Genomic DNA, 20,436 nt, shown 5'->3' on the forward strand with positions numbered 1-20,436 from the left:
CGCACTAGCTTGTCGAGGTGCCCACGCCTCCGCGCTCGCTGTCTCAGGTGACCGTCTGCCTGCTCCTGCTGGGGGTGCTCGGCTTCGCGATGAGCGCGCAGTACGCGATCGGGATGCCGCCGTTGCTGAAGGCCGACGAGAAGCAGCACGCCGCCTACGCCATCGTCCTGTCCCAGGGCGTCCTGCCCACGATCGACACGAACACCCCGGCCGACCCGGTCCGCTACCCGCAGTTCGCCGAGGCCCTCTTCGGGCTCGACGAGCCGCGCCGCGACATCTGGGTCGCCAACCACCCGCCGCTGTTCTACGTGATGAGCCTGCCGCTGGTCTGGCTCGGTGACGCCGTCGGCAACGTCGGGGTCACCCTGCTCGGGATGCGGCTGCTCAACGCGCTCGGCTACGCGCTGAGCATCATCCTGGTCGGGCTGCTGGCACGCGAGCTGGTTCCCAGGCGCCGGGTGGTCCCGGTGCTCGCCGCGGCGATGGTGCTCAGCTGCGGTGCGGTGACCTACGACGGTGGCGCGATCTACAACGACGGCTGGGGCACGGTGGCCGCCTCCTTGACCCTGCTGCTCGGCTTCCGGATGGTCCGCGAGGGCGTCACCCGGGACCGGCTGATCTGGGCGACGGTCGCGGGCGTCGCGGCGGCGAGCTTCCGCTCGACCGGCCTGGTGGCGGTGCTCGCGCTGGGCGCCTGCGTGCTGGCCGCGCTGTGGCTGCGCGACCCGTCGCTGCGTACGTTTCGCCGGGGTGTGGTCCTGGCGATCCGGATCGGTCTGGCGCCGGTGGTCGTGATCGGCTGGTTCTACGTCCGCAACATCGTGCTCTACGGCGATGCGACCGCCTCCGCGGCGCTCTTCGAGAAGTTCTCCCGCCAGACCCACGGCGACACGCTCTTCCAGCTGGTCAACCCCGAGCTCTACCTGCACCTCTACGGCTCGCTGTGGGCCGACGACGTCATCCCGAAGATCTGGATCGTCGCGGCCGTGGCGACCCTCGCGGTCACGGTCACCGGGATGGTGCTCGATGTCAACGCCAAGGCCCGGCCGCGGCCGGACGGGATGATGCGCCGCGTCGTGATCCCCGGTCCGGAGCCGACCGCGCTGGAGCGCCGGCTGGAGCTGGCCGTGCGGGCGCTGATGGGGATCTACTGCGTGATCATCATCGTCAACCTGGCCTCGTTCCACGCCGGTGGCGGCTGGATCCACGCCCGCTACGCGATGCCGTTCCTGCCGGTGATCGCCGCACTGACCGCGCTCGCGATCCTGCGTGTCGGCCGCCGCTGGGTGACCGGCTCCGATGAGGAGAGGACCGACCTGCGGATCAGCCTCTACGCCGGCGTCGGGTTCATCGTCTCGGCGATGGTCGCCCACCTCCACATCCAGCAGCGGATCGACGGACCGGCCGACGCCTCCTGGCTGTTCGCGCTGATCGCGGCCGACCTGGTGATGTTCCTCGTCGCCGCGTACGTCACCACGCAGCTGCGCCGCCGCCTGCGACCGGACGTGTTCGGGCTGACCGTGCCCGCCGCGCCGAAGTCTTCGCCCGCCGGTCACCTCGCGACCAGTCAGCTGTTGCCGCGGTGAACACCTGAGCCGCGATGGTGGGCGCCCACCCCCACCTCAAGGAGCACCTGTGGTTGACATCGACCGTCGTAGGTTCCTCGGGCTCGCCGGCGGCGCCGCGGCCCTGACCATGCTCGACCAGAGCATCGCGCGAGCCGCCTCCATCCCCGCCGCCCGCAGGACCGGCACGATCCGCGACATCGAGCACGTGGTCGTCCTGATGCAGGAGAACCGCAGCTTCGAGCACTACCTCGGCACGCTGCGCGGCGTGCGTGGCTTCGGGGACCCGCACCCGGCGATCCTGCCCTCGGGCAAGCCGGTGTGGCACCAGCCGAACGGGGACGGCGAGCTGCTCCCGTTCCACCCCGAGGTCGACGACCTGGGCGCCGCGTTCCTCGAGGGTCTCCCGCACAGCTGGACCGACGGCCAGCAGGCGATCAACCGCGGCCGCTACGACCAGTGGGTCCCCGCCAAGGGCACGACCACGATGGCGTACCTGAAGCGGCAGGACGCCGCCTTCCACTTCGCGCTCGCCGACGCGTTCACGGTGTGCGACGCCTACTACTGCTCCTTCATCGGCAACACCGACCCGAACCGCTACTACATGCTCAGCGGCTGGACCGGCAACGACGGCAAGGGCGGCGGGCCGGTGCTCTACAACGACGAGGCCGGCTACGACTGGACGACCTACGCGGAGCGGCTCGAGGCCGCTGGGGTGAGCTGGAAGGTCTATCAGGACGAGGGCGACGGGCTCAACGCCGAGAACGGCAACTGGTGGGGCTGGACCCAGGACGCCTACATCGGCAACTACGGCGACAACTCGCTGCTCTACTTCAACCGGTTCCAGGACGCGCAGCCCGGTGACCCGCTCTTCGAGAAGGCCCGTCGCGGCACCCGCGCCAAGGACGGCCAGGACTACTTCGAGCTCCTGCGCGCCGACGTCGAGGCCGGCGACCTGCCCGCCGTCAGCTGGATCGCGGCGCCGGAGGCGTTCTCCGAGCACTCCAACTGGCCCACCAACTACGGCGCCTGGTACATCTCCCAGGTCCTCGACGCGCTCACGTCCAACCCCGAGGTCTGGTCGAAGACCGCGCTGTTCATCACCTACGACGAGAACGACGGCTTCTTCGACCACCTGGTGCCGCCGCACATCAACAGCCCGCTGGTGCCGGGGGAGTCGACCGTCTCGACCGAGCACGAGCTCTACACCGGGTCGCACGGAGACGGCCACTACGGCCTCGGCCCGCGGGTGCCGATGTTCGTCGTCTCGCCGTGGAGCGTCGGCGGCTACGTCGCCTCGGAGACGTTCGACCACACCTCGATCCTGCGGTTCATGGAGAAGCGGTTCGGGGTCGCCGAGCCCAACATCACCCCCTGGCGTCGTGCGGTCTGCGGCGACCTGACCTCGGCCTTCGACTTCTCCCGCACCTCCGAGCCGCCGGCGCTGCCGGACACGAGCGCGTGGGAGCCCGCCGACCGGGAGCGGCACCCGTCCTACTCACCCGAGACCCCGGCGAACGGGACGATGCCGACCCAGGAGCGCGGTACCCGCCCGGCCCGCCCGGCACCTTACGAGCTCGAGGTGGTCGAGACCGCCGCCGCCGGCGAGATCGCCCTCGAGATCCGCAACACCGGCAGTGTCGGCGCCCACTTCCAGGCCCGGCTGCTCGCCCCCGAGGGCGCGCCGCACAGCTACACCGTCGGCGCCGGCGACACCGTCACCGTGCGGTGGCCGGTCAGCGGCGACTACGAGATCCACCTGCACGGGCCCAACGGCTTCTTCCGCTCCTACGCCGGCACCGCGGGCGCCGACCCGGCCCCCGCGCGACTGCGACGCGAGGGCCGCACGCAGCGGCTCACCGTGACGGCGCCGAAGAAGGCCGAGATCACCAGCGCGTACACCGGCAGGGTCCGCTCCAGCCAGGTGGACACCCGAGCCACCGGCGGCTGGTACGACCTCACGCTGACCGTCCCGGGCACCACCTGGGTGCGCGGGTTCGCCGGCCACCTGGAGAACGGACGTCCCTCCGTGAGCGACCCGCAGCTGGGCGCCTAGGAGGGATCGGCGGGCCGGTCCTTCTCGGTCTCGCCCGCCGGCGGGTCGAGGATCGGGGCAGTCGTCTCGGGTGCTGCCTCGACCTCGGCCTTCGCCGCCTTCTTCGCCGCCTTCTTGGCGGCCTTCTTCTCCAGGCGGTTCACCTCGCGCTGGACGATCGCCTCGCGGCGTACGCCGGTGCCGACCAGGTTCACGACCAGGAAGAGCATCGGGTAGATCGGCCACGGATGCCCGCCGGGGCCGCCGGTGAACAGCCAGATGCCCCAGGTGATGAGGCTGACCATCAAGAAGGTGGCCAGCGCCTCCTGGAGCTCCTTGCGGTACGCAGCCGCACCCTGCTCGCGGAAGCTGAGCGCCTCGGGGAGGTTCGCCCCGGCTTCACCGGGAGCGGGCTCGACGGCCACGAGATCGTCCACGAGGCCGGGCAGCTCGCCGAGCGTACGCGCCTCCAGGAGGGTGCCGACCCTGTCGTCGTGCTCCTCGCGGGTCAGCCGGCCGTCGGCGAAGGCGTCGGACAGAACGGTGCGCACGACCTCCCGATCAGCATCGGAGGCGCGCATGCGTGCGTTGTCGGCCTGCCTCGGATCGAGACGGAACCGGGTCCAGAAACCCTCCACACCACCAGCCTAGACGCCAAGCCCGACACCGTCTGTTGAAGCGCCTGCATTAGAGTGACTCGCGCTGGCTACCTGCTAGTATAGAACACGTTCTAGTTTTGCTCTGCCTAGGTTTGAGGGAGGTGGCGGATGCGGATCGCTCTGCTGTCGTATCGCAGCAAGCCGCACGTCGGCGGTCAAGGCGTCTATATCCGCCATCTGAGTCGGGAGCTCGCCAAGCTCGGGCACACGGTCGAGGTCTTCTCCGGTCAGCCCTATCCCGACCTCGACCTCCTGGGAGAGGGCGTCACCCTCACCAAGGTGCCGAGCCTGGGCCTCTACGAGGAGCCCAACCCGTTCGGCGACCCGAAGCTCTCCGAGCTCCGCGACCTGGTCGACGTCGAGGAGTGGGCCCGGATGCGCACCGGCGCCTTCCCCGAGCCGCTGACCTTCGCCAAGCGCGTCCTCAAGGTGCTGAAGGAGCGGAAGGACGACTTCGACATCGTCCACGACAACCAGACGCTGGCCACGCCGCTGCTGCGCATCGAGCCGGAGGTCGGTCTGCCGCTGGTGACCACGATCCACCACCCGATCTCCTTCGACCGGCGCATCGAGCTGGAGAGCGCCCAGGGCTGGAAGAAGAAGTTCGGCGTCTGGCGCTGGTACTCGTTCGTGAAGATGCAGGCCAAGGTCGCCGCCCAGCTGCGGCACGTGATCACGCCCTCGGACAACTCCAAGCGCGACATCCTCACCGACTTCGGGGTCCCCTCCGAGCGGGTGGAGACCGTGCATCTGGGCGTACCGGAGGAGTTCGTGCCACCGGCCGGGCCTCGCGTCCCCGGCCGGATCCTGGCCATGGCCAGCGCCGACGCCCCGCTCAAGGGCATCGCCTTCCTGCTCGAGGCCTTCGCCAAGCTGCGCACCGAGCGGGACCTGGAGCTCGTCCTGGTCTCCAAGCCCAAGAAGGGCGGCCCGACCGAGCAGCTCATCGAGAAGCTCGCGATCAAGGACCACGTACGTTTCGTCAACGGCATCTCCGACGCCGAGCTCGTCGAGCTGATGGGCTCGGCCGAGATCGCGTGCGTGCCCTCGCTCTACGAGGGGTTCTCGCTGCCGACCGCCGAGCTGATGGCGTGCGGCACCCCGCTCGTCGTCTCCCGCGCCGGCGCGATCCCCGAGGTCGTCGGTCCCGACGACCTCTGCGCGAAGCAGGTCACCCCGGGTGAGACCGAGGAGCTCGAGCAGGCCATCGCGGCGCTGCTCGACGACCCCGAGCGCCGGGCCCGCTACTCGGCCGCCGGGCGCGCCCGGGTCGAGGAGCACTTCTCCTGGCACGCCGTCGCCGAGCGGATGACGGCGAGCTACCAGCAGGCCATCGACGATTTCCACACAGACGAGAGGAAGTGAGCCGTGCTCACCGTTGACTTCGACCGCCTTGGCCTTCAGGCCGGAGAGCGCGTGCTCGACATGGGTGCCGGCGGTGGCCGGCACGCCTTCGAGATGTACCGCCGTGGCGCCGACGTGATCGCGTTCGACCAGGACGCCGAGGAGCTCGCCAAGGTCTCGGAGTGGTTCTTCGCGATGCGCGAGGAGGTTCCCGCGGGCGCCAACGCGGAGGTCAAGGAGGGCGACGCACTCTCGTTGCCGTTCGCCGACGGCGAGTTCGACCGGATCGTGGCCGCCGAGGTGCTCGAGCACATCCACCACGACGTCGACGCCATCAAGGAGCTCGTCCGCGTGCTCCGCCCCGGCGGCACCCTCGCGATCTCGGTGCCGCGATGGCTGCCCGAGGTCGTCAACTGGAAGCTCTCGGCCGACTACCACAACACCACCGGCGGCCACATCCGCATCTACACCGACCACGAGCTCATCGACAAGGTCACCAAGGCCGGCCGGCCCAACGACGGCACCCCTGGTGAGGCGATGATCTTCGAGGGCAAGTCCTACGCCCACGGCCTGCACGCGCCCTACTGGTGGCTGAAGTCGGCCGTCGGCGTCGACAACGACAAGCACCCGCTGGTGAAGGCCTACCACCAGGTCCTGGTCTGGGAGATCATGAAGAACCCGCGGGCGCTGCGGCTCGCCGGCAAGGTCCTCGACCCGGTGATCGGCAAGAGCATGGTGCTCTACTTCCGCAAGCCGGGCCCCGTCGCCACCGACCCCACCGCGGCTGCCTGACTCGCGGATGAGAGTCGAGATCCCGTACGTCGACGGGGTGCTGACCCCTGCCCAGATCGTCGCCACGGCCGGGTCGATCGCCCGCGCCCAGGAGGCGTCGGGCGCGATCCCGTGGGTGCCGGGTCAGCACACCGACATCTGGAACCACGTCGAGGCGGCCATGGGCCTGCTCGTCGGTGGCCTGGTGGAGGAGGCCGAGGCTGCGTACTCGTGGATCCCGACGCTGCAGAACGCCGACGGCTCGTGGCCGATGAAGATCGTCGACGGCTCGCCGGTGGAGACGATCGGCGAGTCCAACATGTCGGCCTACTTCGCGGTCGGTCTCTGGCACCACTGGCTGATCCGGCGCGACCGTACGTTCGTGGAGCGGCTGTGGCCCTCGGTGCGCGCCGGACTCGACTTCGTGGTCGGGCTGCAGCTGCCCTTCGGCGGGATCGCCTGGACCCCGCGCGACCCGTTCGCCCTGCTCACCGGCTCGTCCTCGATCTACCAGTCGCTGCGCGCCGGCGTCGCCCTGGCCGACCTGATGGACGACCCGCAGCCGGAGTGGGAGATCGTCGGCGGCCGGCTCGGGCACGCGCTGCGCCACCACCGTGACTCGTTCGAAGACAAGTCGCACCACTCGATGGACTGGTACTACCCGGTCCTCGGCGGCGCCGTCGTCGGTCCCGCCGGGCACGACCTGATCGAGTCGCGCTGGGACCACTTCGTACGTCCCGGCCTCGGCGCCCTCTGCGTCGATACCAACCCCTGGGTGACCGGCGCGGAGACCTGCGAGCTGGTGATGGCGCTCGACAACATCGGCGACCACCGGCGTGCGCTCCGGCTGCTGACCGACATGCAGCACATGCGCGCCGAGGACGGCGGCTACTGGACCGGCTGGGTCTACGAGTCGCCCGACTACCCCAACCCGAACCCCAACGCGTTCTGGCCCGAGGAGCACTCCACCTTCACCGCCGCCGCCGTCATCCTGGCCGCGGACGCGCTGGGGGAGCGCTACGGCGGCTCCACCGCCGGCTCCGGGATCATGCGCGGCACCTCCCTCGCCGCTCCGTTCGAGGAGCTGGCGCTGGAGTGCGGGTGCGAGACGTCAGAGGCGTCGCAGCGCGCGTAGCGATCCGACGGCGCCGATCTCCTCGAACTGCTTCGAGGCGAGCGCGGGGAGGTAGATCTCCTCGTACGGCGGCCGGCCGCCCTCGGCCGGGTCCGGGAACACGTCGTGGACCAGGAGCAGCCCGCCGGGCATCACCTTCGGTGCCCAGCCGCGGTAGTCGAGCTGCGCGGGCTCGACGCCGTGGCCACCGTCGATGAACAGCAGCGAGACCGGAGTCGTCCACCACCGGCTCACGGTCGTCGAGGCGCCGATCACCGCGACCACCTCGTCCTCGAGGCCGGCCCGCTCGATGGTGCGCCGGAAGGTCGGCAGCGTGTCCAGCCGCCCGGTGCGCTCGTCGACCAGGGTCGTGTCGTGGTGCTCCCACCCGGCCTGGTTCTCCTCGCTGCCGTGGTGGTGGTCGACGGTGAACACCGTGCCCCCGGTCAGCTTCGCCGCGGCGCCGAGATAGACCGACGACTTCCCGCAGTAGGTTCCGATCTCGACGGCCGGCCCGTGCGGCAGTCGCTCCACGGCGTACTCGAACAGCGCGATGCCCTCCTCGGGAGGCATGAACCCCGTGGCGTCGAGGGCGTGCTTGAGCAGATCGGCGGGGATCTCAGGCGTAGACACTCGGGCACCTTAGCCGAGTGACGGGCGGCCCGCGTCGAGTGGCCATGAACCTGGGGCACGGGGAGAATCCCGCCATGAGCAGATCCTCCGCCGGACACTCGGTGCTCGTCGTCCCGGTGCCCGAGCTGGAGGCGTACGTCCTGGAGCGGACGCGCCACTACGACGACTCGTTCCTCTCGGCGGACCCCGCTTTCGTGCACGCGCACATCACGCTGCTCGCACCGTTCCTGAGCACGCTCACGACCGAGGATCTGGAGCGGGTCGGGAAGATCGCGACCGCGTCGGCCACGTTCGACTTCCGGCTGGACGAGGTAGATGTCTTCGCCGGTGGCACCATCTACCTGCCTCCCGAGCCCGCGGAGCCCTTCGCGGCGCTGACCGCGGAGCTGAGCGCAGCGTTCCCGCAGTGTCCGCCCTATGCCGGCCTCTTCGACCCGGTGCCGCACCTGACCGTCGACCACCTCGCCGGGGGAGTGGACCTCGACTCGACACGTACGTCCCTAACGCCGTATCTCCCCGCGCGGTGCCACGCCGACCGGGTCAGCCTGCAGTGGTACGCGAACCACGGCTGCCGGACCATCGCCGAGTGGCCGCTGGGCGGGCCACCGGGTCAGGGCGAAGCTGCGGAGAGCGCCTGCATCACGTAGCCGATGGCGACCAGCATCGTCAGGCTGCTGATGGCGATGCCGGCGACCGCGGCCCAGCGGCCGCGACGCTTGTCGTCGGCGGTGCGGGCCAGGCCGATGATGCCCAGGATGAAGCCGAGCGGGCTGCACAGCAGCACGCTGGAGAGCAGCGAGGCGACCGAGACCGCGTCGAGCGGCACGGAGTAGAGCGACCAGGCGTTGGCCGGCTTGTCCGCGGACGGCGCGGTCTGCTGCTGCGGGGCAGCCGGCTGCGGAGCCACCGGCTGAGGGTTCGGGGACTGCGGCTCGGCGGGCTGTGACGAAGGCGGCTCCGTCATGGTGCGAGGAGGCTTCGGCGCCGGGGTCCGCTGGCGCGAGGACAGCGCGGCGTTGGCCGCTCGGGCCTGCCGCGTGGCCTGCCGCAGCCGGTTGGCCGACGGGCGCACCCGGGCGGGTGGAGGAACGGGGGCCGGCGAGCTGCCTCCGGGCGCCGGGGCGGGCCGCGGAGTCGCGGCACCCCACTCGGCTCGCCATCGCCGGTCGCGGCTGAGCGGCGGAGTGGGAGAAGTGGACGAGGGCGCCTTCCCCGCGGCCGCCGAGGCGGCGGCCTTACGGCGGCGCCGGGCGAGCTCCTCGTCGAGGGTGGCTCTGGCGACCGGGTCGAGCAGCACGTCGCGCGCTCGGTTGATGCGCATCATCAGCTCGCCGTCGGCGGCGCGACCCCCACGGTCGGGATGGAACTGCTTGGCGAGCTCACGATGGCGAGCTCGGACGGCCGCGTCGTCCGCGTCCGGACCGATCTCGAGCACGGCATAGGCGTCGATGAACTTCCCGCTCACTCAACGCCCCCCACGCACAGTCCTTCGGTTGTCGGCTTCGCCTCCGGGTCGACTCACACCCGGTGCCCAAGAATCCCAGAACAGTGAAATCCTAGAGCAGTCGCGGCGAGATGCTGGTTTCGCCACGGGAAATTGACCGAGGGCCGCCCGACCGGGCGGCCCTCGATGTGGAGCGGACGACGAGGCTCGAACTCGCGACCTCAACCTTGGCAAGGTTGCGCTCTACCAACTGAGCTACGTCCGCTTGCGAGAAGAACAGTAGCGGATGTCCTCGGTTCAGCTCCAACTGGGGTCCCGCGTGTCACGCACCTTCGTCGGGGACATCGGGTGAGGACGTACGCCGCTCGATCTGCTCCAGGAGCTGTGCCACCTGGGCCTGGTGTGCGGCCCGCAGATCCTCGAGCCGCTCGCTCGCGTGGGCGCGCTCGCGGTCGAGCTCGGCGCGGGTGGCGTCGCGGTCGGCCTTCGCTGCCGCCTCGCTCCCGCGCAGATCGGCCACCTGGTCCCGGAGGGCGTCGATCTGCTCGCGAGCGGCGTCGCGCTGCGTACGCAGGCCGGAGATCGTCGCCTCCGCGCTCGTCGCCGCCTTCTCGGCAGCTTTCTCGGCTGCGATCAGCTGCTCCTGCAAGCGGGCCATCGCCTTCTCGGCATGGTCGGCACGTGCGGTCTCGCTCCGCCTCCGCTGCACGGCCGAGGCGTGCTCGGCCTGCAGCCTCTCGAGCTTCTCCGCGAAGGCATCGCGCGCCGAGGTGGTCTCCTCCACGCGCCTCTCCAGCGCGGCGATCGTCGAGGAGGCGGTCTTCGCCGCGGCCGCCGCGTCGGACTCGGCTCGCTCCCGCGCCGCCTGGGCGGCCTGACGGGATTCCTCGGCCGCGGTCGTGGCCGCCAGCGCCTCCCGCAGGATCTCGGCCGAGCGCTCCGACTCCTCCAGCGCCTCCGCCGCCGCGGCGTCAGCCTCGTCGCGCTCCGCCTCCGCCGTACGCTGCGCCTGCTCGGCGCGCACGGCACGAGCGCTCGCGGCGGCGATCTGCTCCTGCGCCTCGCTCTGCACCGTGGCGATCTGCGCCTCGGCGGCGGTGAGGTCGCCGAGCGTACGTAGCTCGTCGAGGGCCTTCGGGAGCTGGTCGAGGAACCGGTCGGCGAGCTGGGTCAGCTGGGTGGTGATCTCCGCGGCCCGCTGCTGGGCGGCCTGCACCGGTCGCGCGGTCTCCTCGGGGTCCCGCGTCTCCACGAGTCGCTGCAGGCGCTTCCGCTCGCGCCAGGCCGCGGCCCGGTTGTGGGTCGGGTCGTCGCAGTACTCCGGCGGCCGTCCGCTGCCGCTCTCCGACGTCGCTGCGGGCAGGGGACAGCCGGGGAACCGGCAGTGCTTCTCGTCGACCATCATTTCCGTCATTACGTCAGCATATCGTGACGAAAGACGTAACGAATACTAAACGTTGTCCGAATGAGATCCCGTTGGGCCGCACAACATAACCGGCATTATGATGTGTGCCGTGAGCACGCTCGAGAACCGTCCGCAGACCCCCTCCACAGACCTGGCCGTGACGGAATCCGTCAGAGAGCTGTTCCTGGAGGATCTCCGGGAGCTACCCCACGAAAAACGTGCCCAGGCTCTCGCCAGAAGGTTCCTCCTCTCGTACGCAGGGCACACCCGCGCGGCGTACGGTCGAGACCTCGCCGACTGGTTCGGCTGGTGCGCCGCGCTGGAGATCGACCCGCTCGCCGCCAACCGGGCGATGGTCGACGGCTACGCCCGTCATCTGGAGTCCCGGCGCAGCCCGGCGACGATCGCCCGTCGACTCTCCGCGATCGCCGGGTTCTACCGCTACGGCGTCGCAGAGGACGTCCTGGCCGCCTCCCCGGCCGAGCACATCAAGCGGCCCAGGACGAGCAACGACTCCCAGACCCTCGGCATGGACAGGGGAGAGGCGCGCGCCTTCCTCGCCGCCGCGCGCGAGCACTCCGCCCGCGCGGCCGCGCTGGTGACGCTGCTGCTCCACGACGGCCTGCGCATCTCGGAGGCCCTGGGTGCCGACGTGACCGACCTCAGCCACTCCCGCGGCCACCGCATCCTGACGATCACCCGCAAGGGCGGTGCCCGGCGCGACGTCGTCCTCAACCCGGCGACCTCCCAGGCGCTCGACGCCTACCTCGACGCCCGAGCCGACGGCCCGGTCTTCATCACCGCCACCGGCAACCGGTGGCACCGCTCCGAGGCCTTCCGGCTGATCCGCAGGCTGGGTGCCTCAGCCGGCATCGAGCACGGCGACAAGCTCTCCCCGCACAGCCTGCGCCACACCTTCGTCACCCTGGCCCGCGAGGCCGGCGTACCTCTCGAGGACGTCCAGGACGCCGCCGGCCATGCCGACCCCCGCACCACCCGCCGCTACGACCGCGGCCGGCACAACCTCGACCGCCACCCGGCCTACGCCCTGGGTGCCTTCCTCGCCGACTGACACCAGCCTGATCGTCGGCACGAGATCGCTCGCCCAACCCCTCCCCAACCCCGCCTTCGCAGCGGTAGCCTTCGAACGCCCGTCAACGCTGACGAAGGAGATCCGGTATGAGCCAGGAACTGACCAGCGACTACGTGGTGGTGGGGGCCGGATCGTCGGGGGCGGTGATCGCGGCGCGACTGAGCGAGGACCCGAGCGTCCAGGTGACGCTGCTCGAGGCCGGGCCGCGCGACAAGAGCATGAACATCCACATCCCGGCGGCGTTCTCGAAGCTCTTCCGGACCGAGCACGACTGGGACTACTCCACCGAGCCACAGCCGGCGCTCGGCGGCCGGCGGATCTACTGGCCGCGGGGCCGGATGCTCGGCGGCTCGTCCTCGATGAACGCGATGATGTGGGTCAAGGGCCTCCAGGCCGACTACGAGGAGTGGGGCGCGGCCGCCGGACCCGAGTGGGGCTGGGACGCGGTGAAGAAGGCGTACGCGAAGCTCGAGGACGTCGAGGACGCCACCGCGCTCGACGGCACCGGTGGTCCGATCCGTGTCGAGCGGCAGCGCAGCCCCCGCCCCTACACCGAGTCGTTCCTCCAGGCCGCCGAGCAGGCCGGCTACCGGCGCGGACGGGCCAACGGCCCCAACCCCGAGGCGTACGTCGAGACGATGGTCACCCAGCGCCGGGGGATGCGGTGGAGCACCGCCGCGGCCTACCTCAAGCCCGCCGCCAGGCGCGCCAACCTGAACGTGGTGACCGGCGCCCTGGCCTCACGCGTGACCTTCGACGGCACTCGCGCGACCGGGGTCGAAGCCGTCGTCGACGGCAGCCAGACGAGGATCACCGCCCGGCGCGAGGTGATCCTCTCCGGCGGCGCGATCAACACGCCGCAGCTGCTCATGCTCTCCGGGATCGGGCCGGCGGCACAGCTCAAGGATCTCGGCATCGACGTCGTCCGTGATGCCCAGGAGGTGGGGGAGAACCTCACCGACCACCTCGTGGCCGGCATCGGCTGGGAGGTCGAGCAGGGCTCGCTCGCGACCGCGGAGTCGCTCCGCAACCTGGGCAACTACCTGCTGCGCAAGCGCGGGATGCTCACCTCCAACGTCGGCGAGGCGTACGGCTTCATCCGCTCGCGCCCCGACCTGGAGGCGCCCGACATCGAGATGATCTTCGCCCCGGTCGGGTTCTTCGACGAGGGTCTGGTGCCGTTCGCGGGGGAGGCGGTCGTCGCCGGTCCGATCCTCGTCGACCCGGCCAGCCGCGGCAGCGTCACGCTCGCCTCCCAGGACCCGGCGGCCAAGGCCGTCATCGACCCCCGCTACCTCTCCGACCCCGAGGGCCGGGACCGCGCCGCGATGGTCGAGGGTGTCCGGGTCGCGCTGGAGATCGCCTCGCAGCCCGCGCTGAAGCCGTTCCTCGGCAGATTCCTGCGCCCCGACGTCCCGGTGGGTTCGTCCGTGGACGAGGTCGCCGACGCGCTCCTGGCGCGTCACGCGCACACCCTCTACCACCCGACCGGCACCTGCCGGATGGGCACCGACGAGGCCAGCGTCGTCGACCCGCGGCTGCGCGTACGCGGCGTCGAGGGCCTCCGTGTCGCCGATGCCTCGGTCATGCCCCGGATCGTGCGCGGCCACACCAACGCCCCGGCGATCATGATCGGTGAGCGGGCCGCGGAGCTGATCACCGGCGCCTGACACCTCAGCAGGCCCGTTGAACCCACCCGTGACTCAGGTCACACTGGTCTCATGACGGATTCCTACGCTGCCGGAGAGACCGCCACCCCGCTGCTGGAGGAGACGATCGGGGCCAGCTTCGACCGCACCGTCGCCTCGTTCGGCGACCGGGAGGCGCTGGTCGACCTCGGGTCCGGCAGACGGAGCTGGACGTACGCCGAGATGAGCCGTGACGTCGACACGCTGGCGGTCGGGCTGCGCAAGGCCGGGATCGGGAAGGGCGACCGGGTCGGGATCTGGGCGCCCAACTGCGCGGAGTGGACGCTGACCCAGGTGACGACCGCGAAGATCGGCGCGATCCTGGTCAACATCAACCCTGCCTACCGCACCCACGAGCTGGCGTACGCCCTGACCCAGTCGGGCGTGCGCCTGCTCGTGGCCGCCCCTGCGTTCAAGACGTCGGACTACCGGAGCATGGTGGCCGCGGTCCGCGGCGACTGTCCCGACCTCGAGCAGACCGTCTTCATCGGCGACCCGGAGTGGACCGCACTGCTCGAGTCGGGCGCCGGGGAGCGGCTGGCCGACCACGTCACCTACGAGCTGAGCCCCGAGGACCCGATCAACATCCAGTACACCTCGGGCACCACCGGCTATCCCAAGGGCGCGACGCTGAGCCACCGCAACATCCTCAACAACGGCTACTTCACGACCGAGACGATCGGCTTCAGCGAGCACGACCGGCTGGCGATCCCGGTGCCGTTCTACCACTGCTTCGGGATGGTGATGGGCAACCTCGGCTGCATCACCCATGGGGCCACCATGGTCATCCCGGGCCCGGCCTTCGACCCGGCGGCCACCCTGAAGGCCGTCCAGGAGGAGCGCTGCACGGCCGTCTACGGCGTACCGACCATGTTCATCGCGATGCAGAGCCACCCCGACTTCGCCACGTTCGACCTGAGCACGCTGCGCACCGGGATCATGGCGGGCAGCCCGTGCCCGGTCGAAGTGATGAAGCGGTGCGTCAACGAGATGCACATGAGCGAGGTCTCGATCGCCTACGGGATGACCGAGACCTCACCGGTCTCGACCCAGACCAGGCGGGACGACGACCTCGAGCACCGCACGGCCACCGTCGGCCGGGTGCACCCGCACGTCGAGGTGCGCGTCGTCGACCCGGTCTCGGAAGCGGTGCTGCCCCGAGGCGAGGCCGGCGAGTTCCAGACCCGCGGCTACTCGGTGATGCTCGGCTACTGGGCCGACGAGGAGAAGACGCGGGCGGCGATCGACGAGGACGGCTGGATGCACACCGGCGACCTCGCCGTGATGAACCCCGACGGCTACTGCAGCATCGTCGGCCGGATCAAGGACATGGTCATCCGCGGCGGCGAGAACATCTACCCCCGCGAGATCGAGGAGTTCCTCTACACCCACCCCGACATCGAGGACGTCCAGGTGATCGGAGTCCCCGACGAGAAGTACGGCGAGGAGCTCTGCGCCTGGGTCCGGCTGCGCCCCGGCGCCGAGCGGATGACGGCCGAGACCCTGAAGGCGTACGCCACCGGCAAGCTGGCCCACTACAAGATCCCGCGCTACGTCCTGGTGGTCGAGGAGTTCCCGATGACCGTGACCGGCAAGGTCCGCAAGGTGGAGATGCGTGAGAAGACGGTCTCCGAGCTCGGGCTGTAGGGGTCAGGTCAGCGAGGCCGCCGCGACCGCCGTGTCGTCGCCGTCGAGGGTGATCTCGATCCGCTCGACGTCGGCGATCGGCACCGCGGAGGAGGCGTCCAGGCCGAGCGTCTCCCCGCCCGACCAGGTCCAGGACCCGGCGACGGTGCGCGCGCCGTCGCGGCGCACCAGCACCAGGTCGTACGTCACCGGCTCTCCTCGATAGTCGGACGGCGCGGGCGGGCTCTTCCCGGGCTCGGGCGGGTAGTGACAGCTCCAGTTGAGCTTGGTGCCCCACGAGGTCGGGGTGACGACGAGCTGGGCCCACATGTCGACGCTGCCCACGGGCCGCAGGTCGAGGGTGCGGACGTTCGCGCCCGCGGAGCCCGACGGCGTCACCGAGGCCGAGGGTGCCGCGACGGGACCCTGACTCCCGTCGCGGCCGATCAGCAGTCCGTCGATGGCCGTGCCGCCGGCGAGGAGGGCCACGGCGGCCGCGACCGCGAACGCCCGGCGACGCAGACGCGACCTGCGTACGACCCCGGCCAGCTCGGCCAGTGGCGGCGTCGCGACCTCGGCGGCAGGCTCCTCGAGCAGCTCCTCGGCCTCCCCGCGCGAGAGCGCACCGAGGAGCCCGGGCATCCCGGCGAGCTCGGCGACGGCCTCGCGGCACAGGCTGCAGCCGCTCAGGTGCCGCTCGTAGGCCCTCCGGTCGCTCGGGCTCAGCGCCCCGAGCACGTAGGAGGCGTCCCAGTCGGCGAAGGTCTCGTGCCCCGCGGCGTCCAGGTTGTCGTTCATGAGGTGACCCCCTTCTCTTGCAGGGCGAGACGCAGCGCTCGCAGACCGTAGTGCAGCCGAGACTTGACCGTGCCGGGCGGGATGTCGAGCTCGTGGGCGAGCTCGGCGACCGAGCGGCCGCCGTAGTAGGCCCCGACCACCACCGCCCGGTGATCGGGGGAGAGGGCGAGCAGCGCATCGGCGACGACCCAGGAGTCGAGCACCGCCTGGGTCTGGTCGGCCCGGCTCTGCTCGGGCGGCGACTCGGCGGCGTACTCCCGTTTCCGGCGCGCGCTGCGCAGGTCGTCGATGACGAGGTTGCGGGCGGTGGTGAACAGCCAGGCGCGGACGCCCTCGTCGGGCCGCTGCAGCACGTCCGGGTTGCGCCACGCGCGCAGCAGCGTCTCCTGCACCACGTCGCGCGCCTCCTCGGCGTCGCCGGTGCGGCGTACGACATAGCGGTAGAGCGCCTCGGAGTGGGCGTCGTGCACCGCTACGAGCAGCTCGTCCTCCGCACCCATGTCACCTCCCGCACGCACCAAGGAAACCAGAGTCCCCGATCAGCCCTTGGCCAGGTCGAGCGAGAACTCGACGCTGCCGGTGTCCTCGACCTTCACGAAACCGAGGTTCGGCGCCTCGACGCCGAAGTCGGCGAACGTGATCGGCACGCTCCCGACCACCTGCAGGCTGCTGGCGCCGTCACCGCCGACCTCGGCGTCCACGGTCACCGACCTGGTCTCGCCGTGCACGGTGAGGTCACCGACGAGCTCGACCTCGGTGGCGCCCTCCTCGAGGGTGGCGGGCTCGGTCAGCTCGAAGGTGGCGGTCGGGAACTTCTCGGCCTCGACCGCGTTGTCGCGGAAGTAGCCGTCCCGGTTGCCGGAGTCGGTGGCGATCGTGGCCACCTCCACCTCGATGTTCGCCTCGGTGACCTGGCCGTCGGCGATGGTGACCTGGCCGGTCACGTCCTCGGTGCGGCCGGTGACGGTGACGTCCTCGCCCTGGAGCACCTCCTCGAGGCGGTAGCCGGCGTAGGAGCCGTCCGAGACGGTCCAGGTCCCGCTGCTGTCGGCGCCGTCCGCGGGTGCCGCCGACGCGCTCAGGCTCGGCTCGTCCGCGGCCGCATCCTCGGCGCGGTCCGCGTACCAGCCGGGTCCGAAGATCGCCGCGACCCCGCCGACCACGACCACTGCCGCGCCGGCTCCGACTGCTGCTTTCGTACGTGTCCGCACGCCGTTTCCTCTCGCCTGGAGGCTGACCCGATGCCGGCCTTCACCCCTACTACGGAGCTCTGCCGCGAACGGTTCAAACGAGTATCCGTGACGGGTGACACAATCGGCGGGCGTCCTCGATCGACATCCAAGGAGACTCCCCATGCCCCAGACCCCGCTCGAGCTCTTCGGCACCGAGGCCCTCATCGGCGATGAGGACCGCGCGATCCGCGACACGGTGAGATCCTTCGCGGAGAAGGAGATCAAGCCGCACCTCGCCGACTGGTTCGAGGCGGGTTCGGTCCCGGTCAAGGAGCTGGCCCCCGAGCTCGGCAGGCTCGGTGTCCTCGGCATGCACCTGGAGGGCTACGGCTGCGCGGGCACCAGCGCCACGGCGTATGGCCTGGCCTGCCTCGAGCTCGAGGCCGCCGACTCCGGGATCCGCTCCCTGGTCTCGGTGCAGGGGTCGCTGGCGATGTTCGCGATCTGGAAGTGGGGCAGCGAGGAGCAGAAGCAGGAGTGGCTGCCGCGGATGGCCGCGGGCGAGGCGATCGGGTGCTTCGGTCTCACCGAGCCCGACTTCGGCTCGAACCCCGCCGGGATGCGCACGCGGGCGCGCCGTGACGCCTCGGGCGACTGGATCCTGTCCGGCACCAAGATGTGGATCACCAACGCCCCGGTCGCCGACGTCGCGGTCGTCTGGGCCCAGACCGACGAGGGCGAGAACGGCAAGGGGATCCGCGGGTTCGTCGTCCCGACCGACACCCCGGGCTTCTCCGCACCGGTGATCAAGCAGAAGCTCTCGCTGCGGGCCTCGGTCACCGGCGAGATCGTCCTCGACGACGTACGCCTCCCCGAATCTGCCGCGTTCCCCGAGGTCAGGGGCTTGAAGGGGCCGCTGTCCTGTCTCAACGAGGCCCGGTTCGGCATCGTCTTCGGCGCCGTCGGCGCGGCCCGTGACTGCCTCGAGTCCGCCATCGCGTACGCCGCCTCCCGCGAGATCTACGACAAGCCCCTGGCCGGCTACCAGATCACCCAGACGAAGCTGGCCGACATGACCCTCGAGCTCGGCAAGGCGATGTTGCTGGCGCTGCATCTGGGCCGGCTCAAGGACGAGGGCACGCTGCGCTCCGAGCAGGTCTCGCTCGGCAAGCTCAACAACGTCCGCGAGGCCATCGCCATCGCCCGCGAGTGCCGCACCATCCTCGCCGCCGCCGGTGTCACGCTCGAATACCCGATCCTGCGCCACGCCAACAACCTCGAGTCGGTGCTGACGTACGAGGGCACCAGCGAGGTCCACCAGCTCATCATCGGGCAGGCGCTCACCGGGGAGTCCGCCTTCCGCTGACGGCGCGAGAGGGATCCAACCACAAGATGCTTGGACTGTGAATGATGTTCGCTACGAGCGAACACGCGTTCGAGTGATCCCTGCGTGTCGGCCGCCACATCGGGCGATCTGTCCGTCACCCTCGATTGGTCAGGAATCACTATCGACCGGAGTGTTGAGATGCCTGGATCATCGATGATTGCCTCGCTTGTGGAATTCCTCAAAGACCCGGTACAGATATTAGGGTCCCTGTATTCGTGGCTCGGCTGGCCCATATCGACGTTATGTATCGCCGCTGTCTGGTTCACCGAACGACCGACGACGGCACTCGCTAGAACTCCGTGGATTACGGGGCTCGGGTCACAGGTAGACGAGGGGCGACAGTTGATCATTCTTGTTCACCCCAACAATCTTGCACTCGTCTCCATTCTTGTCCTGACCGCCCTGCCGATCTGTGCTGCCTTCGCTAGGGGCTGGAATGGCGTCGACTACTGCATCGAGCTTGTCACACAGCGTTATCGTCCGGCCGTCGTTACGTTCTGGCTGATCACCCTGGTGAGCCTTGAGGCCCATCCCACCTCGATTTACGGCATGCTTACTCGGCTTCAGCATGCGGCGGTGACTCTCGTCGGCTTGACGTGGCGACCGCTCGTACTGGTTTTGGTTCTAGCTCTGTTGGTCGCCATTGCCTTCGTTATCACTGAACACGTGGATTACGAGCGCCCGTATGACGAGGTGCTCGAAGAGGTCGTCGATGACTGGCTTCCCCGTCCGGCATCGGTCTTGGGCTCAGTTGTGGTCGGACTGGGGATGATGTTGATCTTGGCTGCGGTTGAGGTAATTGCGAACCCCGTCCGAATTCTGTCCTTTTGTGTTGGCCTCGTCGATGTGCGGCGGGAGACTCCGGGATGGTCCGGTGTGCCCATCGAAGAGTGGGCGGCAGTTGGCGCGCAGTCTTCCGACCATGCGATGTCCGTAGCGCGTCTTCCGGGCTCGAGGGCGTTGTGACGAGCGCCATCTGCATAGTCCCAGGTCTCGCCGCCGGCGCGCTGGCTTCGTCAGTGGGTCACGCCCTATTGAGGCAGCGGCCGGGGACTTGCCCCCTCGTGCATAGGTAGGCCTGTTGCTGGTGAACAAATCTTCGTTCACCAGCAACAGACTCGATCTGACCGACCCTCCATATCGTCCACCGGAGATGAATCGATACGCGATCGCGGATCTGGAGTCTCAACGCCGACCGACCCGCATCAGACGCCCACTGCCGTGCCAAGTCGATCGACGCACCGTGTGTCAGACAGCCAGCCTGTCGGAGACTGGAACAGAGACGTCAGCGGCCTTGCGGTTCTCCCAGAGGATCAGCAGGCCGCTGATCGCGATCACCACCGCGGTGAAGCCGTGGATGCCGAGAGCGGCGGCGACGGTGCCGTGGTGGGTCAGCACGTTGATCATGTCGCCGAACGGGGCGACGGCCTCCATCAGCAGGACCAGGCCCAGGGCGCGGCGGTGGCCGGTCACCAGCAGGATCCCGGTCATCAGGCCCATCGAGAGCTCCCGGATGCCCTTCATGACGAGGAACCCGCCGCCGTCGCCCTCGGGCCAGGTGGGCAGACCGACGCCGGGAGCGGTCGTCTCGGGACTCAGGATGAAGGAGAACCCGAGGTAGAAGGCGAACAGGGTGACGGCGGTGGCGAGGATGGTGTTGACGGTCTTCAGTGACATGGTGCTTCTCCTTGTGGAGTTCGGA

Annotated in this window: 19 protein-coding genes and 1 tRNA gene; 11 read left to right on the forward strand and 9 right to left on the reverse strand. The window is 69.9% G+C overall.

Annotation, left to right across the window (positions count from 1 at the left end; genetic code table 11):
- The first annotated feature begins 17 nt into the window (after positions 1-17).
- The gene (locus ACZ6WN_RS14890; RefSeq protein WP_465865540.1) at positions 18-1,586 is read left to right on the forward strand and encodes an ArnT family glycosyltransferase; all 1,569 of its coding nucleotides are present in this window, start codon (positions 18-20) and stop codon (positions 1,584-1,586) included.
- A gap of 49 nt (positions 1,587-1,635) precedes the next feature.
- Positions 1,636-3,621 (forward strand): phosphocholine-specific phospholipase C, encoded by a 1,986-nt coding sequence (locus ACZ6WN_RS14895; RefSeq protein WP_465865541.1) that lies wholly within the window; start codon positions 1,636-1,638, stop codon positions 3,619-3,621.
- On the opposite strand, the gene ACZ6WN_RS14900 is transcribed toward ACZ6WN_RS14895, so the two are convergent.
- Positions 3,618-4,238 carry a DUF1707 domain-containing protein gene (locus ACZ6WN_RS14900; RefSeq protein ID WP_465865542.1) on the reverse strand — a complete coding sequence of 207 codons (621 nt, stop codon included), beginning with the start codon at positions 4,236-4,238 and terminating at the stop codon, positions 3,618-3,620. The two genes, ACZ6WN_RS14895 and ACZ6WN_RS14900, sit on opposite strands and share 4 nt — an antisense overlap.
- Before the next feature lie 129 nt (positions 4,239-4,367).
- Here ACZ6WN_RS14900 and ACZ6WN_RS14905 point away from each other — a divergent pair, with 129 nt between their 5' ends.
- From ACZ6WN_RS14905 to ACZ6WN_RS14915, 3 genes are read left to right on the forward strand one after another with little or no spacing between them, the layout of a single operon-like run.
- On the forward strand, positions 4,368-5,624 hold the full coding sequence (locus ACZ6WN_RS14905) for a glycosyltransferase family 4 protein (protein WP_465865544.1): 1,257 nt from the start codon (positions 4,368-4,370) through the stop codon (positions 5,622-5,624).
- Between the two features lie 3 nt (positions 5,625-5,627).
- Positions 5,628-6,395: a class I SAM-dependent methyltransferase gene (locus ACZ6WN_RS14910; protein WP_465865545.1), complete on the forward strand. Its 768-nt coding sequence runs from the start codon at positions 5,628-5,630 to the stop codon at positions 6,393-6,395.
- Between the two features lie 7 nt (positions 6,396-6,402).
- Positions 6,403-7,509, forward strand: coding sequence for a prenyltransferase (locus tag ACZ6WN_RS14915; protein ID WP_465865547.1), 1,107 nt, complete (start codon positions 6,403-6,405; stop codon positions 7,507-7,509).
- Here ACZ6WN_RS14915 and ACZ6WN_RS14920 read toward each other — a convergent pair.
- Entirely contained in the window at positions 7,486-8,121 is a 636-nt protein-coding gene (locus ACZ6WN_RS14920) for a class I SAM-dependent methyltransferase (protein WP_465865548.1), read from the reverse strand. The genes ACZ6WN_RS14915 and ACZ6WN_RS14920 overlap by 24 nt on opposite strands.
- A gap of 74 nt (positions 8,122-8,195) precedes the next feature.
- Between ACZ6WN_RS14920 and ACZ6WN_RS14925 the strand changes: the two genes are divergently transcribed.
- Entirely contained in the window at positions 8,196-8,768 is a 573-nt protein-coding gene (locus ACZ6WN_RS14925) for a 2'-5' RNA ligase family protein (RefSeq protein WP_465865549.1), read from the forward strand.
- On the opposite strand, the gene ACZ6WN_RS14930 is transcribed toward ACZ6WN_RS14925, so the two are convergent.
- From ACZ6WN_RS14930 to ACZ6WN_RS14940, 3 genes are all read right to left on the reverse strand, one after another.
- Entirely contained in the window at positions 8,732-9,586 is an 855-nt protein-coding gene (locus tag ACZ6WN_RS14930) for a DnaJ domain-containing protein (protein WP_465865550.1), read from the reverse strand. The two genes, ACZ6WN_RS14925 and ACZ6WN_RS14930, sit on opposite strands and share 37 nt — an antisense overlap.
- Before the next feature lie 168 nt (positions 9,587-9,754).
- Positions 9,755-9,830 (reverse strand) — tRNA-Gly (locus ACZ6WN_RS14935).
- Positions 9,831-9,887: 57 nt separating this feature from the next.
- A complete protein-coding gene (locus tag ACZ6WN_RS14940) occupies positions 9,888-10,979 on the reverse strand; it encodes a hypothetical protein (protein ID WP_465865552.1) in 1,092 nt (363 codons plus the stop codon).
- A 100-nt stretch (positions 10,980-11,079) separates the two neighbouring features.
- Here ACZ6WN_RS14940 and ACZ6WN_RS14945 point away from each other — a divergent pair, with 100 nt between their 5' ends.
- From ACZ6WN_RS14945 to ACZ6WN_RS14955, 3 genes are all read left to right on the forward strand, one after another.
- Positions 11,080-12,042, forward strand: coding sequence for a tyrosine-type recombinase/integrase (locus ACZ6WN_RS14945; RefSeq protein WP_465865554.1), 963 nt, complete (start codon positions 11,080-11,082; stop codon positions 12,040-12,042).
- Positions 12,043-12,149: 107 nt separating this feature from the next.
- Complete coding sequence (locus tag ACZ6WN_RS14950; RefSeq protein WP_465865555.1) at positions 12,150-13,733, forward strand: GMC family oxidoreductase; 1,584 nt, start codon at positions 12,150-12,152, stop codon at positions 13,731-13,733.
- A gap of 51 nt (positions 13,734-13,784) precedes the next feature.
- Positions 13,785-15,398, forward strand: a complete 1,614-nt coding sequence (locus ACZ6WN_RS14955; protein ID WP_465865557.1) for an AMP-binding protein — start codon at positions 13,785-13,787, stop codon at positions 15,396-15,398.
- A 3-nt stretch (positions 15,399-15,401) separates the two neighbouring features.
- Here the strand turns inward: ACZ6WN_RS14955 and ACZ6WN_RS14960 are convergent, their stop codons facing one another.
- The 3 genes from ACZ6WN_RS14960 to ACZ6WN_RS14970 are packed head-to-tail and all read right to left on the reverse strand — an operon-like array spanning position 15,402 to position 17,386.
- Entirely contained in the window at positions 15,402-16,175 is a 774-nt protein-coding gene (locus ACZ6WN_RS14960; RefSeq protein ID WP_465865558.1) for an anti-sigma factor family protein, read from the reverse strand.
- On the reverse strand, positions 16,172-16,693 hold the full coding sequence (locus ACZ6WN_RS14965; protein WP_465865853.1) for a sigma-70 family RNA polymerase sigma factor: 522 nt from the start codon (positions 16,691-16,693) through the stop codon (positions 16,172-16,174). Before ACZ6WN_RS14965 ends, ACZ6WN_RS14960 begins: the two co-directional genes overlap by 4 nt.
- Before the next feature lie 21 nt (positions 16,694-16,714).
- Positions 16,715-17,386, reverse strand: a complete 672-nt coding sequence (locus ACZ6WN_RS14970; RefSeq protein ID WP_465865560.1) for a YceI family protein — start codon at positions 17,384-17,386, stop codon at positions 16,715-16,717.
- Between the two features lie 142 nt (positions 17,387-17,528).
- On the opposite strand from ACZ6WN_RS14970, the gene ACZ6WN_RS14975 reads away from it, so the two are divergent.
- The gene (locus ACZ6WN_RS14975) at positions 17,529-18,713 is read left to right on the forward strand and encodes an acyl-CoA dehydrogenase family protein (protein WP_465865561.1); all 1,185 of its coding nucleotides are present in this window, start codon (positions 17,529-17,531) and stop codon (positions 18,711-18,713) included.
- 84 nt (positions 18,714-18,797) lie between these two features.
- Entirely contained in the window at positions 18,798-19,700 is a 903-nt protein-coding gene (locus ACZ6WN_RS14980) for a hypothetical protein (RefSeq protein WP_465865563.1), read from the forward strand.
- A gap of 282 nt (positions 19,701-19,982) precedes the next feature.
- On the opposite strand, the gene ACZ6WN_RS14985 is transcribed toward ACZ6WN_RS14980, so the two are convergent.
- Complete coding sequence (locus tag ACZ6WN_RS14985; RefSeq protein ID WP_465865565.1) at positions 19,983-20,411, reverse strand: DUF4267 domain-containing protein; 429 nt, start codon at positions 20,409-20,411, stop codon at positions 19,983-19,985.
- Between the last annotated feature and the right edge of the window lie 25 nt (positions 20,412-20,436).

Source organism: Nocardioides sp. NPDC054178, assembly GCF_055585005.1.